19 protein-coding genes are annotated in these 21,556 nt (G+C 61.4%); 7 read left to right on the forward strand and 12 right to left on the reverse strand.

All coding sequences use genetic code 11. The annotated features are described in order from the left end of the window. Nucleotides 1-123 precede the first annotated feature (123 nt). The 6 genes from phoU to ACE4QZ_RS27470 form a co-directional block, all read right to left on the reverse strand. The gene (gene phoU, locus ACE4QZ_RS27445; RefSeq protein ID WP_021785269.1) at nucleotides 124-894 is read right to left on the reverse strand and encodes a phosphate signaling complex protein PhoU; all 771 of its coding nucleotides are present in this window, start codon (nucleotides 892-894) and stop codon (nucleotides 124-126) included. A 101-nt stretch (nucleotides 895-995) separates the two neighbouring features. After that, nucleotides 996-1,829 (reverse strand): phosphate ABC transporter ATP-binding protein PstB, encoded by an 834-nt coding sequence (gene pstB, locus ACE4QZ_RS27450; RefSeq protein ID WP_021785270.1) that lies wholly within the window; start codon nucleotides 1,827-1,829, stop codon nucleotides 996-998. A gap of 72 nt (nucleotides 1,830-1,901) precedes the next feature. Then, nucleotides 1,902-3,518, reverse strand: a complete 1,617-nt coding sequence (pstA, locus tag ACE4QZ_RS27455) for a phosphate ABC transporter permease PstA (RefSeq protein ID WP_172402835.1) — start codon at nucleotides 3,516-3,518, stop codon at nucleotides 1,902-1,904. A gap of 71 nt (nucleotides 3,519-3,589) precedes the next feature. Continuing rightward, nucleotides 3,590-5,878 carry an ABC transporter permease subunit gene (locus tag ACE4QZ_RS27460; RefSeq protein ID WP_021785272.1) on the reverse strand — a complete coding sequence of 763 codons (2,289 nt, stop codon included), beginning with the start codon at nucleotides 5,876-5,878 and terminating at the stop codon, nucleotides 3,590-3,592. Nucleotides 5,879-6,016: 138 nt separating this feature from the next. Next, nucleotides 6,017-7,015, reverse strand: coding sequence for a phosphate ABC transporter substrate-binding protein PstS (locus tag ACE4QZ_RS27465; protein WP_021785273.1), 999 nt, complete (start codon nucleotides 7,013-7,015; stop codon nucleotides 6,017-6,019). Between the two features lie 235 nt (nucleotides 7,016-7,250). Continuing rightward, nucleotides 7,251-8,540 carry an MFS transporter gene (locus ACE4QZ_RS27470; RefSeq protein ID WP_021785274.1) on the reverse strand — a complete coding sequence of 430 codons (1,290 nt, stop codon included), beginning with the start codon at nucleotides 8,538-8,540 and terminating at the stop codon, nucleotides 7,251-7,253. Between the two features lie 361 nt (nucleotides 8,541-8,901). Between ACE4QZ_RS27470 and ACE4QZ_RS27475 the strand changes: the two genes are divergently transcribed. Next, complete coding sequence (locus ACE4QZ_RS27475; RefSeq protein ID WP_003253317.1) at nucleotides 8,902-9,300, forward strand: acyl-CoA thioesterase; 399 nt, start codon at nucleotides 8,902-8,904, stop codon at nucleotides 9,298-9,300. A 71-nt stretch (nucleotides 9,301-9,371) separates the two neighbouring features. Next, nucleotides 9,372-10,268, forward strand: coding sequence for a D-hexose-6-phosphate mutarotase (locus ACE4QZ_RS27480; protein WP_021785275.1), 897 nt, complete (start codon nucleotides 9,372-9,374; stop codon nucleotides 10,266-10,268). 123 nt (nucleotides 10,269-10,391) lie between these two features. Here ACE4QZ_RS27480 and ACE4QZ_RS27485 read toward each other — a convergent pair whose 3' ends face one another. The 4 genes from ACE4QZ_RS27485 to purE form a co-directional block, all read right to left on the reverse strand. Further along, on the reverse strand, nucleotides 10,392-10,925 hold the full coding sequence (locus ACE4QZ_RS27485) for a DUF3299 domain-containing protein (protein WP_373604723.1): 534 nt from the start codon (nucleotides 10,923-10,925) through the stop codon (nucleotides 10,392-10,394). Nucleotides 10,926-10,973: 48 nt separating this feature from the next. Next, nucleotides 10,974-11,219, reverse strand: coding sequence for a GlsB/YeaQ/YmgE family stress response membrane protein (locus tag ACE4QZ_RS27490; protein WP_010955824.1), 246 nt, complete (start codon nucleotides 11,217-11,219; stop codon nucleotides 10,974-10,976). Nucleotides 11,220-11,327: 108 nt separating this feature from the next. Continuing rightward, entirely contained in the window at nucleotides 11,328-12,410 is a 1,083-nt protein-coding gene (locus ACE4QZ_RS27495) for a 5-(carboxyamino)imidazole ribonucleotide synthase (RefSeq protein ID WP_021785277.1), read from the reverse strand. A gap of 10 nt (nucleotides 12,411-12,420) precedes the next feature. Then, on the reverse strand, nucleotides 12,421-12,912 hold the full coding sequence (purE, locus tag ACE4QZ_RS27500) for a 5-(carboxyamino)imidazole ribonucleotide mutase (RefSeq protein WP_003253304.1): 492 nt from the start codon (nucleotides 12,910-12,912) through the stop codon (nucleotides 12,421-12,423). Between the two features lie 268 nt (nucleotides 12,913-13,180). Between purE and ACE4QZ_RS27505 the strand changes: the two genes are divergently transcribed. Beyond that, nucleotides 13,181-13,807: a zinc-dependent metalloprotease family protein gene (locus ACE4QZ_RS27505; protein ID WP_021785278.1), complete on the forward strand. Its 627-nt coding sequence runs from the start codon at nucleotides 13,181-13,183 to the stop codon at nucleotides 13,805-13,807. Here the strand turns inward: ACE4QZ_RS27505 and ACE4QZ_RS27510 are convergent. Further along, a complete protein-coding gene (locus ACE4QZ_RS27510; protein WP_162149607.1) occupies nucleotides 13,799-14,716 on the reverse strand; it encodes a LysR substrate-binding domain-containing protein in 918 nt (305 codons plus the stop codon). The two genes, ACE4QZ_RS27505 and ACE4QZ_RS27510, sit on opposite strands and share 9 nt — an antisense overlap. Before the next feature lie 182 nt (nucleotides 14,717-14,898). On the opposite strand from ACE4QZ_RS27510, the gene aspA reads away from it, so the two are divergent. From aspA to ACE4QZ_RS27530, 4 genes are all read left to right on the forward strand, one after another. Continuing rightward, nucleotides 14,899-16,323, forward strand: a complete 1,425-nt coding sequence (gene aspA, locus ACE4QZ_RS27515) for an aspartate ammonia-lyase (RefSeq protein WP_028697462.1) — start codon at nucleotides 14,899-14,901, stop codon at nucleotides 16,321-16,323. A 231-nt stretch (nucleotides 16,324-16,554) separates the two neighbouring features. Beyond that, nucleotides 16,555-17,547, forward strand: coding sequence for an AraC family transcriptional regulator (locus ACE4QZ_RS27520; protein ID WP_021785281.1), 993 nt, complete (start codon nucleotides 16,555-16,557; stop codon nucleotides 17,545-17,547). 297 nt (nucleotides 17,548-17,844) lie between these two features. Continuing rightward, entirely contained in the window at nucleotides 17,845-18,888 is a 1,044-nt protein-coding gene (locus ACE4QZ_RS27525; protein ID WP_021785282.1) for a histone deacetylase family protein, read from the forward strand. Next, nucleotides 18,888-19,991 (forward strand): extracellular solute-binding protein, encoded by a 1,104-nt coding sequence (locus ACE4QZ_RS27530; protein WP_021785283.1) that lies wholly within the window; start codon nucleotides 18,888-18,890, stop codon nucleotides 19,989-19,991. The genes ACE4QZ_RS27525 and ACE4QZ_RS27530 overlap by 1 nt, the downstream gene beginning before the upstream one ends. Nucleotides 19,992-20,022: 31 nt before the next feature. Here the strand turns inward: ACE4QZ_RS27530 and ACE4QZ_RS27535 are convergent, their stop codons facing one another. Beyond that, entirely contained in the window at nucleotides 20,023-21,552 is a 1,530-nt protein-coding gene (locus ACE4QZ_RS27535) for a PLP-dependent aminotransferase family protein (RefSeq protein WP_021785284.1), read from the reverse strand. Between the last annotated feature and the right edge of the window lie 4 nt (nucleotides 21,553-21,556).

A 21,556-nucleotide genomic window follows, 5' to 3' on the forward strand; every position in this document is an offset into this window, starting at 1 on the left:
ATGGCCACTTGCTACAACCTGGTCACGCCGGGACTTCTTCACATCGTTCGCGGGTGCCTGCCGGCTCTCGACCGCAAACGAAAACGCCCGGCCAAGGCCGGGCGTCGATGCTCGGGAGCAACCTTACTTATCGTCAGATTCGCCCGGAACATTAGCCTTTTCACCGTTGGCGACTGCAGTGCCCTGCACCTCTGCCGTCATGCGCTTGAGCCCCATGTGGCGCACATCGGTGCCGCGCACCAGGTAGATCACCAGTTCGGAGATGTTGCGCGCATGGTCGCCAATACGCTCCAGCGAGCGCAGCACCCAGATCACGCTCAGCACCCGCGAGATAGAGCGCGGGTCTTCCATCATGTAGGTCACCAGCTCACGCAGCGCGGTCTTGTACTCGCGGTCGATGGTCTTGTCGTACTGGGCCACCGACAGCGCCAGGTCGGCGTCGAAGCGGGCAAAGGCGTCCAGCGCATCACGGACCATGTTGCGCACCTGGTCGCCAATGTGGCGCACCTCGACATAACCTCGCGGCGACTCGCCTTCTTCGCACAGCTGGATGGCGCGGCGGGCGATCTTGGTCGACTCGTCACCGATGCGTTCCAGGTCGATCACCGACTTGGAAATGCTGATGATCAGGCGCAGGTCGGAGGCCGCCGGCTGTCGGCGAGCGAGGATGCGCAAGCACTCCTCGTCGATGTTGCGCTCCATCTGGTTGATCTGCTCATCGACCTCGCGCACCTGCTGGGCCAGACCTGAGTCGGCTTCGATCAGCGCGGTAACCGCGTCGTTGACCTGCTTTTCCACCAGCCCGCCCATGGCCAGCAGGTGGCTACGCACCTCTTCGAGCTCGGCGTTGAACTGCTGGGAAATGTGATGGGTAAGGCTATCTTTGTTGATCATCTTTTTGTCCTTTGGTAGCGCGGCCCTGTAGGAGCGGGTTCACTCGCGAACACCGGCAACGCCGGTGCCAGACACCGAGGTGCCTGTTTCGCGAGCGGCGCTTAGCCGTAGCGACCGGTGATGTAGTCTTCGGTCTGCTTCTTCGCCGGGTTGGTGAACAGGGTATCGGTATCCCCGAATTCGACCAGCTTGCCCATGTACATGAACGCGGTGTAGTCCGAAACACGCGCCGCCTGCTGCATGTTGTGGGTCACGATGACGATGGTGTACTTGGATTTCAATTCGTAGATCAGTTCTTCGACCTTCAAGGTCGAGATCGGGTCCAGCGCCGAGCACGGTTCGTCAAGCAGCAGCACCTCTGGTTCCACGGCAATGGTGCGGGCGATGACAAGGCGCTGCTGCTGGCCACCGGACAGGCCCAGCGCCGACTCGTGCAGGCGGTCCTTGACTTCGTCCCACAAGGCCGCGCCCTTCAATGCCCACTCGACTGCTTCATCAAGCACGCGCTTCTTGTTGATGCCCTGGATGCGCAGGCCGTAGACCACGTTCTCGTAGATGGTCTTGGGGAACGGGTTCGGCTTCTGGAACACCATGCCCACGCGCCGGCGCAGTTCGGCAACGTCTTCGCCCTTGCGGTAGATGTTGTTGCCATACAGGTTGATGGCACCTTCCACACGGCAACCGTCAACCAGGTCGTTCATCCGGTTGAAGGTACGCAGCAGGGTCGACTTGCCGCAGCCGGACGGGCCGATGAAGGCGGTCACACGCTGCTTTGGGATGTTCATCTGTACGTCGAACAGCGCTTGCTTGTCGCCATAGAACAGGCTCAGGCCCGGCACTTCGATGGCCACGGTTTCTTCAGCCAGGCGCAGGCTCTGCTTGTTGCGGCCCAAGGCAGACATGTCGATGCCATGGGTGTGGGAATCTTGCTGCATGGTCAACTCCATACGCTATCAAGTCGTTTCAAAGGGCCGCCCGGCTTACGGGCGGCGCGCTTGCAATCAGGGTCAGCTGTCCAGCGCCTTGTACTTCTCGCGCAGGTGGTTGCGGATCCACACGGCAGAGAGGTTGAGAGTCGCGATCACCAGCACCAGCAGCAACGCAGTGGCATATACCAGCGGCCGCGCGGCTTCGACGTTCGGGCTCTGGAAGCCGACGTCATAGATGTGGAAGCCCAGGTGCATGATCTTCTGGTCCAGGTGCAGGTACGGGTAGTTACCATCCACGGGCAGCGACGGCGCCAGCTTTACCACACCCACCAGCATCAGCGGCGCCACTTCGCCGGCGGCACGGGCCACGGCGAGGATCATGCCGGTCATCATGGCCGGGCTGGCCATGGGCAGGACAATTTTCCACAGGGTCTCGGCCTTGGTTGCGCCCAGCGCCAGCGAGCCTTCACGCACGGTGCGCGGGATACGCGCCAGGCCTTCTTCGGTGGCCACGATAACCACCGGCACCGCCAGCAATGCCAGGGTCAGCGATGCCCACAGCAGGCCCGGAGTACCCAGCGTCGGCGCCGGCAGTGCTTCCGGGAAGAACAGGCGGTCGATCGAGCCACCCAGTACGTAGACAAAGAAACCCAGACCGAACACACCGTAGACGATCGCAGGAACACCGGCCAGGTTGTTCACCGCAATGCGGATAAGCCGGGTGACCGGGCCCTGCCTGGCGTACTCACGCAGGTACACAGCAGCCAGCACGCCGAACGGGGTGACGATCACGGCCATGATCAGGGTCATCATCACGGTACCGAATATGGCCGGGAAGATACCGCCTTCAGTGTTGGCTTCACGCGGGTCTTCGCTGAGGAACTCCCACACTTTGGTGAAGTAGCTACCCAGCTTGGTGAAGCCCGACATCGCGTTCGGCCGGATGGCATGCACCACTTTGCTCAGGTTGATCTCCACTTCTCGGCCGTTGGCATCGCGGGCCACCAGGCTGTCACGGGCAAAGGCCTGGTGCAGGCCGGTCAGGCGGTCTTCAATGGCCTTGTAGCGGCTATTCAGTTCGGCACGGTCGGCGTCCATATCGGCCTGTGCAGCGGCGTCCAGCTTGCCGTCCAGCTCCAGCTTGCGCGCCTGCAAGCGCAGGCGCTCGAGGCCATGGTTGATGGCACCGATGTCCTTCTTCTCGAGGCTTTGCAGCTCGTTGTTGAGTTGGTTGGCGCGCTTGAGACGGGCCTGCAGTTCGTTCCAGGCGGCAGGCCCCTCGGCGACTACGCGGCCTTCTTCCTTGACGCTGACCAGGTAGCCGTAAAAATTGCCCCACTCGCGGCGCTCCAGGGCCATCAGATCGGCCGGGTGCTGTTCATCGACCAGCCAGTCGCCGACCACCCAGGTGAAGTCGCTACCATTGAGGTCGCGGTTACCCACCTTGATAAGCTCCCGGGTCATGAACTCCGGGCCTTGGTCAGGCACCGGCAGGCCAGCCCCCTTCAGACGAGCCCGGGGTACTTCCTCCTTCTGCACCACTTCGCCAATGACGACGTGATCGGCCTGGCCCGGCACCTTGTAGGTGGCCTGGACAAGATCGGCCGGCCAGAAGTGGCCCAGGCCGCGCACGGCGATCACCGCCAGCAGGCCGACGGTCATGATCACGGCCATGGCCACCGCGCCGCCGCTCATCCAGACGCCTGGGGCGCCGCTCTTGAACCAGCCTTTGAGGGAATCCTTTTTCACGGATCGCTACCTTTCTATCAAAGCGACGAGTATTTCTTGCGCAGACGCTGGCGAATCAGCTCGGCCAAGGTGTTCATGACGAAGGTGAACATCAGCAGCACCAAAGCAGCGAGGAACAGCACGCGATAGTGGCTGCCACCGACTTCCGACTCCGGCATTTCCACGGCCACGTTGGCGGCCAGGGTGCGCATGCCCTCGAACAGGTTCATCTCCATCACCGGTGTGTTGCCGGTGGCCATCAGCACGATCATGGTCTCGCCGACTGCACGGCCCAAGCCGATCATCAGCGCTGAGAAGATGCCCGGGCTGGCGGTGAGGATCACCACACGGGTCAGGGTCTGCCAAGGCGTCGCGCCCAAGGCCAGCGAGCCCAGGGTCAGACTGCGCGGCACACTGAACACGGCGTCTTCAGCAATCGAGTAGATGTTCGGAATGACCGCGAAGCCCATGGCAATACCGACCACCAGGGCGTTGCGCTGGTCGTAGGTGATACCTAAGTCGTTGGTGATCCACAGGCGCATGTCACCGCCGAAGAACCAGCTTTCCAGGTGCGGGCTCATGGTCAGGGCGAACCAGCCGGTAAACAGGATGACCGGAATCAGGATCGCCGCTTCCCAACCATCCGGCACGCGCAGGCGGATCGACTCCGGCAGCCGGCTCCAGACAAAGCCGGCCAGCAGGATACCGATCGGCATCAGCAGGAACAGGCTGAACACACCGGGCAAGTGGCCTTCCAGGTACGGGGCCAAAAACAGGCCGGCGAAGAAGCCAAGGATCACCGTCGGCATCGCTTCCATCAGCTCGATCACCGGCTTGACCTTGCGGCGCATGCGCGGGGCCATGAAGTAGGCGGTATAGATGGCTGCAGCAATGGCCAGCGGGGCGGCCAGGATCATGGCGTAGAACGCGGCCTTCAAGGTACCGAAGGTCAGCGGCGACAGGCTCAGTTTGGGCTCGAAGTCAGTGTTCGAAGCGGTCGATTGCCAGACGTATTTCGGCTCGTCATAGTTCTCGTACCACACCTTGCCCCACAGCGCGCTGAACGAAACCTCCGGGTGCGGGTTGCGCAGGCTCAACGGCAACAACTTGCCGCCTTCTTCGATAATGATTCGGTTGGCGCGTGGCGACAGGGCCAGGGTGCCAGGGCCTTCGGCAGCCTGCTCAACCAGCAGGGTTCGGTGTGCAGTGCTGTGGAACACGCCCAGTTTGCCTTCGGCGTCCAAGGCGATGAAGCCTTTGCGGCGCTCTTCGGCGTCGATCTGCACGATCGGTGCCTTGCCCATCTGGAAGGTACGGATCTGCTTGAAGCGCGATTCTCCATCCGGGTCACGGGCCATGAACCATTGGGCCAGCCCGCCCTTGGAGTCACCGATGATCAGCGAAATGCCACCAACCAGCTGGGCGGTGGCGGTAATTTCGGTGTCGGCGCTTTCAGACAGCTTATAACGGCCATTGAGGCTCTTGTCGCGCAGGCTGAACACATCGGCCGTGGCGCGACCGTTGATCACGTACAGCCAGTGCTGGCGTGGGTCGATGAAGATATTCTTCACCGTTTCGGTCATTTGCGGCAGTTCGATGCGGTTCTGCTCGGTGGTGACCTCTTCGGTCATCATGTTTTCCGTGCGGGTCAGCTCGACCACCTGCAGCTGAGCACCGGTAGAGCCGGCCAGCAGCAGAGTGTCACCATTGACGTTGACGCTGACGTGGTCCAGCGCACGCCCCTGCTCGTCGAGCACGAACGATTGCTCGCCGTACGGATAGTCGATGCCAGGGGTGATGGTTTTCTTGTTGTCCGGGTAGGTGATCTTGTAGGTGTGGTGGAACACCAGGGCCTGACCATTGGACAAGCCCAGAACCACCAGCGCGCTGCCCGGCTGGTCAGTACTGATGGAAGTAACCTGGGTGTCCGCCGGCACTGCCAGATCGACACGCTTGAGTTCGTTACCGGTCTTGGTATCGAAGAACAATGCCTGGCCCTTGTCCGAAACACGCATCCCCACCTGATTCTGCTCTTCAAGCGCGATCATCAGTGGCTTACCGGCATCCTGCTGCAGCCATGTCGGCTCCAGGGCTTTCTTGCTGGTCAGCTCGGCACCCTGGAACAGTGGCAACACCACATAGGCCAGGTAGAAGAAGATCAACGTGATTGCCGCCAATACGGCAAGCCCGCCTACCAGTACATACCAGCGGGTCAGGCGGTCCTTGAGCGCGCGCATGCGACGCTTGCGTTGCAACTCGGGCGTATTGAAATCAATGCGCACGGGCTGGGAGTTTTGGGTCATGTTGGAATTGGCCAGATCATTCATGCGCACACCCTAGCGGTCCCGTGTGACAAAAACATTACAAAGTGGTGACGCGCGAAAGCCCGCCGCACAGGGAACCTGGCTTCGGACTGGAAATTCGTGGAAGAGGCCGGGCTGTGGCACCGGCCTCTTCTTAATTACTTACTTCTTTGCAACGTTACCGGCGTGCGACAGGCCCAGGTCAGCCAGGGTCTTGTCGACGACTTTGGCTGGCAGCGGGATGTAACCATCCTTCACCACCACCTGCTGGCCCGCTTGCGACAGCACCAGCTTGACGAACTCGGCTTCCAGCGGGGCCAGAGGCTTGTTCGGCGCCTTGTTGACATAAACGTAAAGGAAGCGCGACAGCGGGTAGGTGCCGTTCAGGGCGTTGGCTTCATTGTCTTCAATAAATTCACCGCCGTCTTTCTTGGCCAGGGCTACGGTCCTGACGCTGGCGGTCTTGTAACCGATGCCCGAGTAGCCGATGCCGTTCAGCGAGGAGCTGATCGACTGAACGACCGAAGCCGAGCCAGGCTGTTCGTTGACGTTAGGCTTGAAGTCGCCTTTGCACAGCGCTTCTTCCTTGAAGTAGCCGTAGGTGCCCGATACCGAGTTGCGGCCGAACAACTGAATTGGCTTGTTGGCCAGGTCGCCGGTCACACCGACGTCGCCCCAGGTCTTGATCTCGGCCTTGCCACCGCACAGGCGAGTGGAGGAGAAGATGGCGTCAACCTGAGCCATGGTCAGGCCCTTGATTGGGTTGTCCTTGTGCACGAACACGGCCAGGGCGTCGACGGCGACCGGGATGGCGGTCGGCTTGTAGCCGTACTTCTGCTCGAAGGCTTGCAGCTCGACATCTTTCATCTTGCGGCTCATCGGGCCGAGGTTGGCGGTGCCTTCGGTCAACGCGGGTGGCGCGGTAGAAGAGCCGGCAGCCTGGATCTGGATGTTTACGTTCGGATATTCCTTCTTGTAGGCCTCGGCCCACAGAGTCATGAGGTTCGCGAGGGTGTCGGAACCGACGCTGGAGAGGTTGCCCGAAACACCGGTGGTCTTGGTGTAGGTCGGGATCGCAGGATCGACAGCGGCTACCGCGTTGGCGGTTGCAACGCCAGCGGCGGCAAAGGTAAGGGCCGCCATCAAACGCTTCAGTTTCATGCCTTGCTCCTAGCAGGAATATTGGGGTGTTGGATGGAACGGGCCCAAGTATCGGCAGGCCGCATGAATACGATATGACTTCATTGTGACAATTGGATGAAAGGCCATCACTGAAAACAGGCCCGGCCTCTTCGCGGCTAAAGCCCCCCCACAGGTTCGGTGTCGGCCTTTAGGCCTGTGCAACCCCCTGTAGGATCGGCTTTAGCCGCGAAGAGGCCAGTAGCCGTAGCGCAGATCAGCGCTTGTTGGCGAGCAGGTACAGGCCCACGGCCAGACCGACGGCGCAAAGGCCTGCCACGTAGTAGGCAGGCGCCATCGGGCTCACCTTCAGCAATGCGGTCACCACCATCGGCGTCAGCCCGCCAAAGATGGCGTAGGCCACGTTGTACGAGAACGACAACCCGCTGAAACGCACCACCGCCGGGAACGCCTTGACCATGACATAAGGCACTGCGCCAATCACGCCCACGCACAGGCCGGTGACGGCATACAGTGGGAACAGCAAATCGGGGCGGGTCGGCAGGCTGTGGTAGAAGGTCCAGGAGCTGGCCAGCAGCAGCAGGCTGCCGATCACGAACACGCGGCCCGCACCAAAGCGGTCGGCCAGGCCGCCGGCACCAATACAGCCGAAGCTGAGCAACACGATGGCCAGGCTGTTGGCCTTGAGCGAGTCGGTCGGGCTGATGTGGTAGAAGCTCTGCAGCAGCGCCGGGGTCATCAGGATGACCACCACGATGCCGGCTGAAAGCATCCAGGTCAGCAACATCGACAGGATGATCGGGCCACGGTGGTCGCGCAGCACAGCGCGCAGCGGCAGCTCCTCGGCCAGTGCCTTGCGTTGCTGCATTTCGGCGAACACCGGGGTTTCGTGCAGCCAACGGCGCAGGTACACCGAGAACAGGCCGAACACACCGCCAAGCAGGAACGGAATACGCCAGGCGTAGTCAGCCACTTCTTCCGCGCTGTACACGCTGTTGATCAGGGTCGCTACCAGCGAGCCCAGCAGGATGCCGGCAGTCAGGCCAGCGGTCAGGGTGCCGCAGGCATAGCCGGTGTTGCGAGCCGGCACGTGCTCGGAGACGAACACCCATGCACCCGGTACTTCACCGCCGATTGCCGCGCCCTGGATGACGCGCATCAACAACAGCAGGATCGGTGCCCACATGCCGATCTGCGCATACGTCGGCAGCAACCCCATGATCAGGGTCGGCAGGGCCATCATGAATATGCTCAAGGTGAACATCTTCTTGCGACCAAGCAAGTCACCGAAATGGGCCATGATGATGCCGCCCAGCGGCCGCGCCAGGTAACCGGCGGCGAAGATGCCGAACGTTTGCATCAGCCGCAGCCACTCGGGCATGTCGGCCGGGAAGAACAACTTGCCCACCACCGTGGCGAAGAACACGAAAATGATGAAATCGTAGAACTCCAGCGCACCGCCCAAGGCGGACAGTGAGAGGGTCTTGTAGTCGCTGCGGGTCAGCGGCCGCGAGGGCTGCTCGATACTGCTGGGCACGGAGGTCATCGCTCGTTGTTCTCTTTGTAGGGCATGCAGGCCGCTTGGCGCGCGGCTTCTGGATTGGAGACAGGCGAAGATAGCAAATTGCCGAGCTACGCCGAAAGCGATACAAAATCCACGCAGATATTCATGAATGCGCGGTCGTCGCTGGCCGTTATGCCCTATATACTGGCAGATCGTAGGATTAGGTTGCTCCTAACGTGGGATGTTGTGCGAAAACGCCGGTCACTATTGTCAGGCGGTTTCGCAGAGTTTCCCTACGGCCGCCCAGTGAAACGAAATCGGCGTAGTATGTTTCAAGCTGAATCGTTTACCCGGCCTTTGCGCCACACCAACGAAAAGCGTCACGGGTCAGAGGCCCCATCGCATGATTGAGCTCGAACAAGAAGATCCAATCCCGCAAGGCGACCTGGCCTTGCAAATCACCGCATTGCCGCGAGAAACCAACGGGTTTGGCGATATTTTTGGCGGTTGGCTGGTTGCCCAAATGGACCTGGCAGGCACGGCCATGGCCAGCCGTGTCGCCGGCGGCCGCGTAGCCACCGTAGCCATCGACCGCATGGCCTTCCTGGTACCCGTCGCGGTAGGCGCACAGCTGTCTTTCTATACCCAGACCCTGGAAATCGGCCGCAGCTCGATCCAGATGATGGTCGAAGTGTGGAGCGACGACCCGCTGTCCAGCGAATGGCGCAAGGTCACCGAAGCGGTATTCGTCTTCGTCGCCATCGACGGCAGTGGCCGTACCCGCTCCGTGCCTCGTCGCTGAGCCTCGCTGGCGGTAAACTCATTGCATGTGCCCGGGTCCAAGGCCCACTGGCAATCAATGGGACGAACGCAATGGCTACCTTTCAGGTCGTAACCGAGCAACATGGCGAACTCAACTGTTGGCGTATCAGCAGTGACCGCGCCGAACTCCTGATCGCCCAGCAGGGCGCACAGGTCCTCAGCTACCAGCAGGTAGGCGAACCGCCGCTGCTGTGGCTGAGCGACCAGGCCATCTTCCGCCAGGGCAAGTCGGTACGCGCCGGGGTACCAGTGTGCTGGCCATGGTTTGGCAACCTGCAGCGCAACCCTCAGGCCGTCCAGGCCATGTACCAGGGAACACCGGCGCCTGCCCACGGGCTTGCGCGCACGCGTGACTGGCAATTGCTGGGTATCGAGGAAGTGGGCGAAACCCTGCGGATCGAGTTCGAACTGCCTGAAGCGCAGGGCGACCTGCCGGGTTGGCCTCATGATGTCGAGCTGAAACTGGTGGTGGAGATGGGCACAGAGCTAAAACTGAGCCTGACCAGCCGCAACATGGGCAATACCCCCGTGACCATCAGCCAGGCCCTGCATAGCTACTTCGCGGTCAGCGATGTGCGCCAGGCGCGGGTCGAGGGTGTCGACGGGCTGGGTTATATCGAGACCCTGGCGGGCTGGGAACAGCGCCAGCAGCTGGGGGCACTGACGTTTGCCGGGGAGACGGACCGGATCTACCTGAACACCCCGCAGACCCTCAGCATCGTCGACACGCATTGGAGTCGGCGGATTACCTTGACCAGCAGCGGCTCGCGCTCAGCGGTGATCTGGAACCCGTGGACCGAGCGGGCCAAGGAGCTGGCGGACATGGCTGACGATGGATGGCAGCGGATGTTGTGCATCGAGACAGCCAATGTGTGGGATGACCTGGTGGAGTTGAAGCCTGGGGCGAGTCATTCGCTGAGCGTCCAGATCGGTTGTGAAAATATCTGAGCCCAGCACTTTTGTTGCCGGCCTCTTCGCGGGCTTGCCCGCTCCCACAGGTAACCCACAATTTTCGAGGCTTGTGGAGAACCTGTGGGAGCGGGCAAGCCCGCGAAGAGGCCGGGCCAATTATCAAAGGTCTGCGTCTTCTACCACCCTCACCTTCCCCGCATCCAGCGCATAGGCCGCGTCGGCCAGGTCATTGCTGACCTTTTCCACCTTCAGCTTGCCGCTGACCCACAGCGGGGTGTAGATGTCATCGATCTTCAGGCCTTTCGGGTAGCGCACCAGTACCAACTGGTTGGGCGGCGGTGGCGGCACATGGATGCACGCACCCGGGTACGGCACCAGGAAGAACAACGTGCTGTTGCCCTTGGCGTCACTCTCCAGCGGCACAGGGTAGCCACCTAGGCGGATGTCCTTGCCATTCATGGCCGCAACGGTCTTGGTCGAATACATCACCGCAGGCAGGCCCTCGCTCTGCTTGAGGCCACCCTTGGCGGTAAAAGTGCCCATGGCTTCCGGTGAGTTGTGGTCGATTTCAGGCATTTGTTCCAGCGCCTTCTGGTCCGACCTGGGCATCAGCTCCAGCCAGTCGGTTTCGGGCAGTTCGGCATGGGCCAGCGTACTGGCCAACAGCAAGGGGACAAGGAAAAAGGCACGCATGAAAATGCTCGGCAACTCGAATGAATTGCCGAGCATTCTAACCAGTAATCAGCGTTTCTTGATGAATCCGTAGATCACCAGCAGGACCACGGCACCGACCAGCGCACCAAAGAAGCCCGCCGCCTGCCCAGCCTGGTATATACCCAGCGCCTGGCCGCCATAGGTAGCCAACAAGGAGCCGGCAATACCCAGCAGGATGGTCATAATCCAGCCCATGCTGTCATCGCCCGGCTTGATGAAGCGGGCCAGCAGGCCGACGATGAGGCCGATGAAGATGGTTCCAATGATACCCATGGCAATCCCTCTGCAGTGAAGTTGGAACAAGCCAAAGCCTAGACGGGCTTCGGCTTGCTGCCATATTCAGAGGGCGTGCCGCTTGCAGAAGTTCGATTCGATGCCCGATCAGTTGCTGATCAGCGCCTCTACTTCGGCAATCTTGCGCTCGAGGGTGGCCATGTCAGCGCAGCGCAGGGTGGCGTGTCCAACTTTGCGGCCAACCTTGAAGGCTTTGCCGTAGTGGTGCAGGTGGCAGTCCCCGATGGCGAGAACCTTGTCCACGGCCGGCACTTCACCGATGAAGTTGAGCATCGCGCTCTCGCCCACCTTGGCGGTCGAGCCCAGTGGCAGGCCGGCAACGGCACGCAGATGGTTCTCGAACTGGCTGCACTCGGCACCTTCGATGGTCCAGTGCCCGGAGTTGTGCACACGCGGGGCTATTTCGTTGGCCTTCAAGCCACCATCAACTTCGAAGAACTCGAAGGCCATCACGCCAACGTAATCCAGCTTCTGCAACACGCGGCCGACGTAATCTTCGGCCAGCGCCTGCAGCGGGTGTGCCTGACTGGCCACCGACAGGCGCAGGATGCCGCTCTCGTGGGTGTTGTGCACCAGCGGGTAGAAGCGGGTTTCGCCATCGCGGCCACGCACGGCCACCAGCGATACTTCGCCAGTGAACGGCACGAAGCCTTCCAGCAGGCATGGCACGCTGCCCAGCTCGGCGAAGGTACCCACCACGTCTTCTGGCGTGCGCAGCACCTTCTGGCCCTTGCCGTCGTAACCCAGGGTGCGGGTTTTCAGTACGGCCGGCAGGCCGATGCTGGCCACTGCGGCGTCCAGATCTGCCTGCGAGAGGATGTCGGCGAAGGCCGGAGTGGGGATGCCCAGGTCGCGGAACATGCTCTTTTCGAACAGGCGGTCACGGGCGATGCGCAGCGATTCGGCGCTGGGGTACACCGGCACGAACTGCGAAAGGAAGGCGACGGTCTCGGCCGGGACGCTTTCGAACTCGAAGGTGACCAGGTCGACTTCGTCGGCCAGCTGACGCAGGTGGTCCTGGTCGCCGTAGTCGGCACGCAGGTGCTCGCCCAGGGGCGCAGCGCAGGCGTCCGGTGCCGGGTCGAGGAAGGCGAAGTTCATGCCCAGCGGGGTACCCGCCAAGGCCAGCATGCGGCCCAGCTGGCCGCCACCGATTACACCGATCTTCATGGGTTGAGCCTCAAGCCTGGCGCGGGTCTGGGTTGTCCAGCACGGTGTCGGTCTGTTCCGTGCGGAACTGCTTCAACGCCGCGTGGTACTGCGGGTACTTGGCGCCCAGAATGCTGGCCGACAACAGGGCAGCGTTGACTGCACCGGCACGGCCGATGGCCAGGGTGGCAACCGGCACACCGGCAGGCATCTGCACGATCGACAGCAGCGAATCGACGCCCGACAGCATCGACGACTGAACCGGCACGCCCAGCACCGGCAGGTGGGTCTTGGCGGCGCACATGCCTGGCAGGTGGGCTGCGCCACCGGCACCGGCGATGATCACCTCGATGCCACGGCCCTCAGCCTCCTCGGCATACTGGAACAGCAGATCCGGGGTGCGGTGGGCGGAAACCACCTTCACTTCGTAGGGAATGCCGAGTTTTTCCAGCATATCGGCGGTGTGGCTAAGGGTGGACCAATCGGACTTGGAGCCCATGATCACGCCAACCAGTGCACTCATCGTCGAGCCTCTCCTGCAAGCGCCTTCTGGCGCGCTAAAAGCAACAAGCCACGCAGGTGGGCCGGCGTGGCTTGTCATACGGATTCTGAATCGACCAGTCGGCCGAAGGCGCGGGATTGTAACGTATTTAAAGGCTGGCCGCCCACCCCTACAAGCACATGCCGGATCAAAGGGCAAGCTGTCTCGTGGGACAACTTTTTCCTGCTGCCTCGGGGTCGACGAGTGCTGCACGCTCGCAGCCCTTCCTCGAGCACTTTGGTACGTCTACATGAAAACTCCATGCTTCTTCGCACTTTCGTTTGGTCTGGCACTCAGCGTGCAATTGCCTAGTGCTTCGGCAGCCCAAGCGCTCACCGTCACCGTCTATGTGCACGACGACCTGGCCGATATGCACGACGGGCAATTGAACGAAGACTTCTTCCAGCATTGGCTGAACGAAATGCGCAGTTTCAGCCAACATCCCGTCGAAGTGATATTTCAACGCAATATAAAACACATAACCGATATTGCTTATGCAGGAATGCCGTCCGAAAAGCTCCTGGATGCTTTCAGCCGGCAGGTGTATGCACAAAAGCGACACCGACTCTACTCCCTCATGGATAAACATCTCCTGCTCACCCGCAACAGCTACGATCACAGCGGCCTGAACTACAACGCCGGCTTGGCCTATTTAAAGCAGAAAACAGCCATTGCCTCTGTGGCCGCATACGGTGCTGCAGCTCATGAAATTGGCCATCTTCTAGGCGCCACCCATGAAGACGCCGAACTGAAGTTCAATGGTTGGGTGTGTGAAACGTACACGCACCCCCGTGTACCGGCACGGTCCAACTGCTACCGCTACAGCGACAGGAATCGTGCAAATATCACTGATTACCTAAAGGAGAATTCAAAGTGACGCTTCACCTTGTGCTGCAGACGACTCCAGCTTGCGCCATAGCAAGCGGACGTTAGCCTTACGCACCAGCGCGCAGCGGTACAGGCGGATTTCCAGCGGCACATGCCATTGGCTACCGCCGCAGATCGCCAGCTCACCGCGTTCGAGCTCGCCACGCATGGACAGGCGCGGCACCCAGGCGATGCCCATCCCTTCCAGGGCCATGCTCTTGAGGCTGTCGGCCATGGCGGTTTCATAGACGGTGGTATACCGCAGGTTGCGCTGGCGCAGCAGTAAGTTGACCGAGCGGCCAAGGAATGCGCCGGCGGTATAGGCCAACAATGGCACGCTGCCCTCGCCTTCCAGGTCGAACAACGGCTTGCCATCGGCACCCACGGCGCACACCGGCAGCATTTCAGTGTTGCCCATGTGCAGCGATGGGAAGATCTCGGCATCCATCTGCAAGGCCGCGTCCGGGTCGTAGAACGCCAGCATCAGGTCGCAGCCGCCTTCGCGCAGTGCATGTACGGCATCTCCGACGTTGGTCGCAACCAGGCGGGTGGCGATGTTCAAACCGTCGTTGCGCAACTGGGCCACCCAACGGGGGAAGAAGCCCGACGCCAAGGAGTGCGCCGCAGCGACTTGCACCACTTCGCCCTGCCCGCCTTCAAGATGATGCAAATGACGGAGAATTTCGCTCAACTGGTCGACAACGGTACGCGCTGTGACGAGAAATAGCTGCCCGGCCTCGGTCAGCTCGATGGGTGTGCGAGAGCGGTTAACCAGTTGCAGGCCCAACGCCGCCTCAAGGCTGCGAATGCGCCGGCTGAAGGCCGGTTGGGTAACGAAACGCCGCTCTGCCGCCTGGGAAAAACTGCGGGTAGCGGCCAGAGCGCTGAAGTCTTCCAGCCATTTGCTTTCAAGGTTCACAAAGCACATCTCCCGGCGTGCACCAAAATGGAACACGCTCGAATATCAATTGGCGTCACATGAAACACTATGCCGTTTGTGCATAGGTTAGCGTGCAATAGCATTGGCCGCAAAAACACCTTCAGGCCTAGGATTGGCGCCATTCCGGCAGGTGCCGGGTCAAAATCGAGATGATATACATCATGTCCTCTGCTGCATCGTTCCGCGTCGAAAAAGACTTGTTGGGTACCCTTGAAGTTCCTGCAGATGCCTACTACGGCATCCAGACCCTGCGCGCTGCCAACAACTTCCACCTCTCCGGTGTTCCGCTGTCGCACTACCCGAAGCTGGTCGTGGCCCTGGCCATGGTCAAGCAGGCCGCTGCCGACGCCAACCGTGAGCTGGGTCACCTGAGCGATGCCAAGCACGCTGCCATTTCTGCAGCCTGCGCCCGCCTGATCAAAGGCGATTACCACGACCAGTTCGTAGTTGACATGATCCAAGGCGGCGCTGGTACTTCTACCAACATGAACGCCAACGAAGTCATTGCCAACGTTGCGCTGGAGGCCATGGGCCACCAGAAGGGTGAGTACCAGTACCTGCACCCGAACAACGACGTGAACATGGCGCAGTCGACCAACGACGCCTACCCGACCGCAATCCGCCTGGGCCTGTTGCTGGGTCACGACGCGCTGCTGGCCAGCCTTGATAGCCTGATCCAGGCCTTTGCTGCCAAGGGTAAAGAATTCGACCACGTACTGAAGATGGGCCGTACCCAGCTGCAGGACGCCGTACCAATGACCCTGGGCCAGGAATTCCGCGCCTTCGCCACCACCATGAACGAAGACCTGCAGCGCCTGCGCTCGCTGGCTCCGGAACTGCTGACCGAAATCAACCTGGGTGGTACCGCCATCGGTACTGGCATCAACGCCGACCCTGGCTACCAGGCCTTGGCCGTACAGCGCCTGGCTACCATCAGCGGCCATCCGCTGGTACCGGCTGCCGACCTGATCGAAGCCACCTCCGACATGGGCGCTTTCGTGCTGTTCTCCGGCATGCTCAAGCGCACAGCGGTCAAGCTGTCGAAGATCTGCAACGACCTGCGCCTGCTGTCCAGCGGCCCGCGTACCGGCATCAACGAGATCAACCTGCCGGCGCGTCAGCCAGGCAGCTCGATCATGCCAGGCAAGGTCAACCCGGTTATTCCAGAGGCTGTAAACCAGGTGGCCTTCGCCATCATGGGCAACGACCTGGCCCTGACCGTCGCCGCCGAAGGTGGCCAACTGCAGCTGAACGTGATGGAGCCGCTGATCGCCTACAAGATCTTCGACTCGATCCGCCTGCTGCAACGCGCCATGGACATGCTGCGCGAGCACTGCATCGTCGGCATCACCGCCAACGAACAGCGCTGCCGCGAACTGGTCGAGCACTCGATCGGCCTGGTTACCGCACTGAACCCGTACATCGGCTACGAAAACGCCACCCGTATCGCCCGCGTTGCCCTGGAAAGTGGCCGCGGCGTACTGGAACTGGTGCGCGAAGAGAAGCTGCTGGACGACGCGATGCTCGACGACATCCTGCGTCCGGAAAACATGATCGCTCCACGTCTGGTTCCGCTGAAGGCGTAATCAGGCCGCTGTAAACAGTCTCACCAGGTCGAGGGACTAGACACCTCTCAACCTTTCCAAGGCCCGAGCGCTTGCTTCGGGCCTTTTTTTTGCCTGAAGGTTTTGGGGGCCGCTTTTGCGGGCCTTCGCGACACCAGACCGCGCCTGCAGAGTATGTGGTTTACCTGCAGCCCCGGATATCGGCACACAACTTGCTCCATAATGCGTCCCAGCCCCACGGGATTACCCAGCATGCTGCACAGCCACCTGACCACCCTCAACGCAGTTTCGCTGATTCTCAACGTCTTCCAGGCAGACGGTTGCGAGGCTTCAGCGCTGCTGGCCGGCAGCGGCATTGGCCCGGCAGACCTGGGGCATGCCGATGCGCGCATCACCACACAGCAGGAGTTGCAGGTTTGCGCCAATGCGGTGGCCCGACGCGAGGACATTGGCCTGGAGCTGGGCCAGCGCATGCATGTGTCGTGCTACGGCATGCTCGGTTACGCGCTGCTCTCCAGTGCCACTTTGGGTGACGCCTTACGCCTGGCGCTGCAATATCCGGCACTGCTGGGAACAGTCTTCAAGCTGCGCTTGCTCGACGACGGCCAACGTGTCTGGTTCAGCGCCAGCGATTACCAGGACAGCCCGGCGCTGAGCGCTTTCAACGCCGAGTTCTGCCTGGTGTCGCTGAAAGTCATCTGCGACGACCTGCTTGGCCGTCCGTTGCCGCTGCTTGGCGCACGCTTTGAACACCCTCGCCCTGGTTACCACGCGCTCTATGCCGGAGCGTTTCCATGCCCGATCGGTTTCGCCGCCGAGGACAATGCCTTTGCCTTCGAACGGCGATGGCTAGATATGCCGCTGCCGCTGGCCGACCCGATTACTCACAAAGCCATGAGCGAGCGCTGCCGGCGCCTGAACCTTGAATTCACCGGTCGCCAGGCATGGCTGGGACGGATTCGCCAGCTGCTGGCGCAGCAACTGGACGCAGCCCCTGGGCTGGAAGGGCTTGCGCGGCAGATGAACTGCTCGTCGCGCACCCTGCGTCGGCATTTGCAGGCGCTGGGCTGCAGTTATCAACAACTGCTGGACGAACTGAGGTTCGAGCGGGCCAAGCAGTTGCTGGCCGATGAACAGATGCCGATCTACCGGATTGCGGAGACTTTGGGGTTCAGTGAGACGGCCAGTTTTCGGCATGCCTTCCAGCGCTGGAGTGGCGTGGCGCCCAGCCATTTTCGTGGTTGACCTGTTCTGGCCTCTTCGCGGGTAAACCCGCGCCTACAGGGGCGTCACAACCCCTGACGCCTTGGTGGCCATTGTAGGAGCGGGTTCACCCGCGAAAGGGCCGGACCTGCCGGCCAATGCCCAAAGGCCGTTCACCGTTGCCGCCGCTGCCTTACCCGCGACGGGGCTGGGATAGGTCACCGCCCATCTGGCCATAGACCTTGGCCACATCGATCCCCTTTTGGCCGTTTGCGTCGTTCTCCCCTGCTGATCAGCCCGTAACAATGGACCCACGCCAGTCCCCACCGGAGAACAACAATGCTGACGATCTATTCCGATGACCACCGCCTGCACCACGGCCGCTGCGAGCTGATCGATGGCAAGCTGATGCCCTGTTTCGAAATGCCTTCGCGCGCCGACCATGTGCTCGACCAGGTGAAAAAACGCGACCTCGGCGATATCCAGGGCCCCACCGATTTCGGCCGTGCGCCGTTGCTGCGCATCCACAGCGCCGACTACCTGAATTTCTTCGAAGGCGCCTGGGCCCGCTGGGCTGCACTGGGCCACGAGGGTGACCTGCTGCCCTTCACCTGGCCGGCCCGCACACTGCGCCAGGTCAAACCGACCGGCCTGCATGGCGAACTGGGTTACTACAGCTTCGATGCCGGCGCCCCCATCACCGCGGGTACCTGGCAGGCGGCCTATAGTGCTGCGCAAGTTGCCCTGACCGCACAGGCAGCGATTGAGCAAGGCGCCCATGCGGCGTTCGCCCTGTGCCGTCCGCCAGGACACCACGCTGCCGGTGAAGTGATGGGCGGCTACTGCTACCTGAATAACGCCGCCATCGCCGCCCAGGCCTTCCTCGACCAAGGCCGAAGCAAGGTCGCCATCCTTGACGTCGACTACCACCACGGCAACGGCACCCAAGACATCTTCTACAGCCGCGACGACGTGTTCTTCGCTTCGATCCACGGCGACCCGCAGGACGAATTCCCGTTCTTCCTAGGCTATGCCGATGAAACCGGCGAAGGCGCAGGCCAGGGCTACAACATCAACTACCCCTTGCCGGCCGGTAGCGACTGGGCCGCCTGGAGCGCAGCCCTGGAAGATGCCTGCAAGCGCATCGCCAGCTATGACGCCGACGTGCTGGTCATCTCCCTGGGTGTGGACACCTTCAAGGACGACCCCATCTCGCAATTCAAGCTGGACAGCCCGGACTATCTGGAAATGGGCAAGCGCATCGGCCAACTCGGCAAGCCGACCCTGTTCGTGATGGAAGGCGGCTACGCTGTGGAAGAAATCGGCATCAACGCGGTCAATGTGCTGGAAGGCTTCCAGCGCGCCCAGCCAGGAGCCCGATAATGATCCGACTCAAACGTCTGCTCGCCCCGCTCATCGCTGCCACCCTGTCCGCGGGCGCCCTGTATGCGCAAGCCGAGCAGCGTACCCTGCGTGTATACAACTGGTTCGATTACATCACCCCGCAGACCTTGACTGCGTTCCAGAAGGACAGTGGCGTCAAGCTGGTGTACGACATCTTCGACACCAACGAGGCGCTGGAGGCCAAGCTGCTAACCGGTAACTCCGGTTATGACGTGGTAGTGCCGTCCAACGTGTTCCTCGCCAAACAGATCGAAGCCGGGGTGTTCCAGCCGCTGGATCGCAGCAAGCTGCCGAATTGGAAACACCTGGACCCGGCGCTGATGAAGCTGATCGAAGCCAATGACCCGGGCAACAAGTTTGCCGTGCCGTATATGTACGGCACCGTGCTGATCGGCTTCAACCCGGCCAAGGTCAAGGCTGCACTCGGCGACAACGCGCCGGTGGACAGCTGGGACCTGATTTTCAAGGAAGAGAACATCGCCAAGCTCAAGCAGTGCGGCGTGGCCCTGCTCGACTCGCCGTCGGAGATTCTACCGGTGGCCCTGCAGTACCTGGGCTTGCCGCCGAACAGCGACAAACCGGCCGACTACAAGAAGGCCGAGGCGCTGATGCTGAAGATTCGTCCGCATATCACGTACTTCCACTCCTCGAAGTACATGGCAGATATCGCCAATGGCGACATCTGCGTGGCGGTGGGCTACAGCGGCAGCTTCTCGCAGGCTGCCAACCGCGCCCGCGAGGCGAACAACGGCGTGGTGGTGGACATGCGCCTGCCCAAGGAAGGCGCGCCAATCTGGTTCGACATGCTGGCGATTCCAAAGGGCGCAGCCAACCCGGAGGATGCGCATACCTTCATCAACTACCTGCTGCGGCCAGAGGTCATTGCGCCGATCAGCGACTTCGTCGGGTATCCGAACCCGAACAAGGATGCGACCGACAAGGTGAATCCGACGATTCGCAACAACCCCAACCTGTATCCGACAGCAGAGGCGATGGCCAAGCTGTATACCCTCAAGCCTTTGACACGAAATGCCGAACGGGCCAGGACCCGCGCCTGGACGCGGATAAAGTCCGGTACCTGATATTGAACCGGGGGCTGCTTTGCAGCCCCCTTCATTTTCTCCAGACTTTGCGTAGTTTCATCAAGGCCTCGGCTATCTCGCCCTCCGGCACCGCAGCAAAGCCCAACACCAGGCCTGCCCGTTTATCCACAGGCGCCTCGCTGTCCGCCAACCAGAAATTGCTCAGTGGCGTCACCTCCACCCCCACCGCCTCGGCCTTGGCCACCAGCTCCTGTTCCCGAGCAAAGTTATCCACATCGACCTTCACATGCAGCCCAGCCGCCACTTCCAGCATTGCGCCCAACCCCGGAATATCCACAGGCCAACCGGCCATGAGCACATCGCGCCGCTTCAACGCCGCCTTGCGCATGCGGCGGATATGCCGCTGAAAATGCCCTCGCGCCATGAACTCGGCCATCACGCACTGGCTGCTGACCTCCGAATGCCGTACCGCCAACGCTTTGCCCTGGCTGAACGCCTGCACCAGACTTGGTGGTAGCACCAGGTAGCCCAGACGCAACGCCGGGAAGGCTATCTTGCCGAAAGTACCGACATACAGCACCCGCCCGTGCCGGTCGAGCGCCGCCAGCGGGGCCAGCGGGGCACCGCTGTAGCGATACTCGCCGTCGTAGTCGTCCTCGATGATCCAGCCGCCACTGCGTTCAGCCCAGGCCAGCAATGCCAGGCGACGTGCAAGGCTCATGGTCACCCCGGTCGGGTATTGGTGCGCAGGCGTGACATAGGTCAGCCGACAATCCGTCAACTGTTCGAGCCGGTCGCAGTCCAGCCCGTCTTCATCCACAGGTACGCCAACCACCCGCCCCCCCGCGAGCGTGAAGGCATGCGCGGCCGCCCGATAGCCTGGGTTTTCCACAGCCACACCGTCGCCCGATTGCAGCAGCAACTGTGCACAAAGGCTGATGGCCTGCTGCGCACCGCTTGTGATCACAATTTGTTCAGCTGTGCAGTTCAGCCCCCGCGAGCGGCGTAAGTAGGCCGCAATCAGATCGCGCAAAGCCGGTTCACCTGCCGGGTCACCATAGCCCAGTTGCGCAGGGGACGGGTTGCGCCAGAAACCCGCCTGTAGCTTGGCCCATACGTCAAACGGGAACAGGTCGAATGCCGGAATGCCGACTCGAAATGCACGCGGCGCGCCACTTCTGGGAGGTGGTAAATGGTTGCTTTTCAGGCGCTGCAGAGGCTCACGGAAAAGTCTCTCGCTGGATAAATCCTCAGTATTTTCTTCAGGAAATGTGGATAAACCTGTTGATAAGCATAGGGATAACCCTGTGGATACTTCTGTGGACAGTTTGGGCAGTAGGCTAACGTAAGTGCCATCGCCGACCCGACTTTCGATGAAGCCCTCGGCATACAGCTGATCATAGGCGCGCACCACGCTGTTGCGTGAAAGCGCCAACATGGCAGCCAGGTCGCGCGTGGCCGGCAGCCGCGTACCACTGCTCAGACGCCCATCCAGTACCCGTGCTCGCAACGCCTGATACAGCTGCTGGCTAAGCCCGCGGCGGCGATCAAGGGCGATCCCGGCAGGGTCGAAAGGCAGTATGAGGGGGGACTCACTCATGGTA

The organism is Pseudomonas sp. DCA-1, assembly GCF_046523955.1.
GTDB classification, from domain to species: Bacteria; Pseudomonadota; Gammaproteobacteria; order Pseudomonadales; family Pseudomonadaceae; genus Aquipseudomonas; species Aquipseudomonas putida_Y.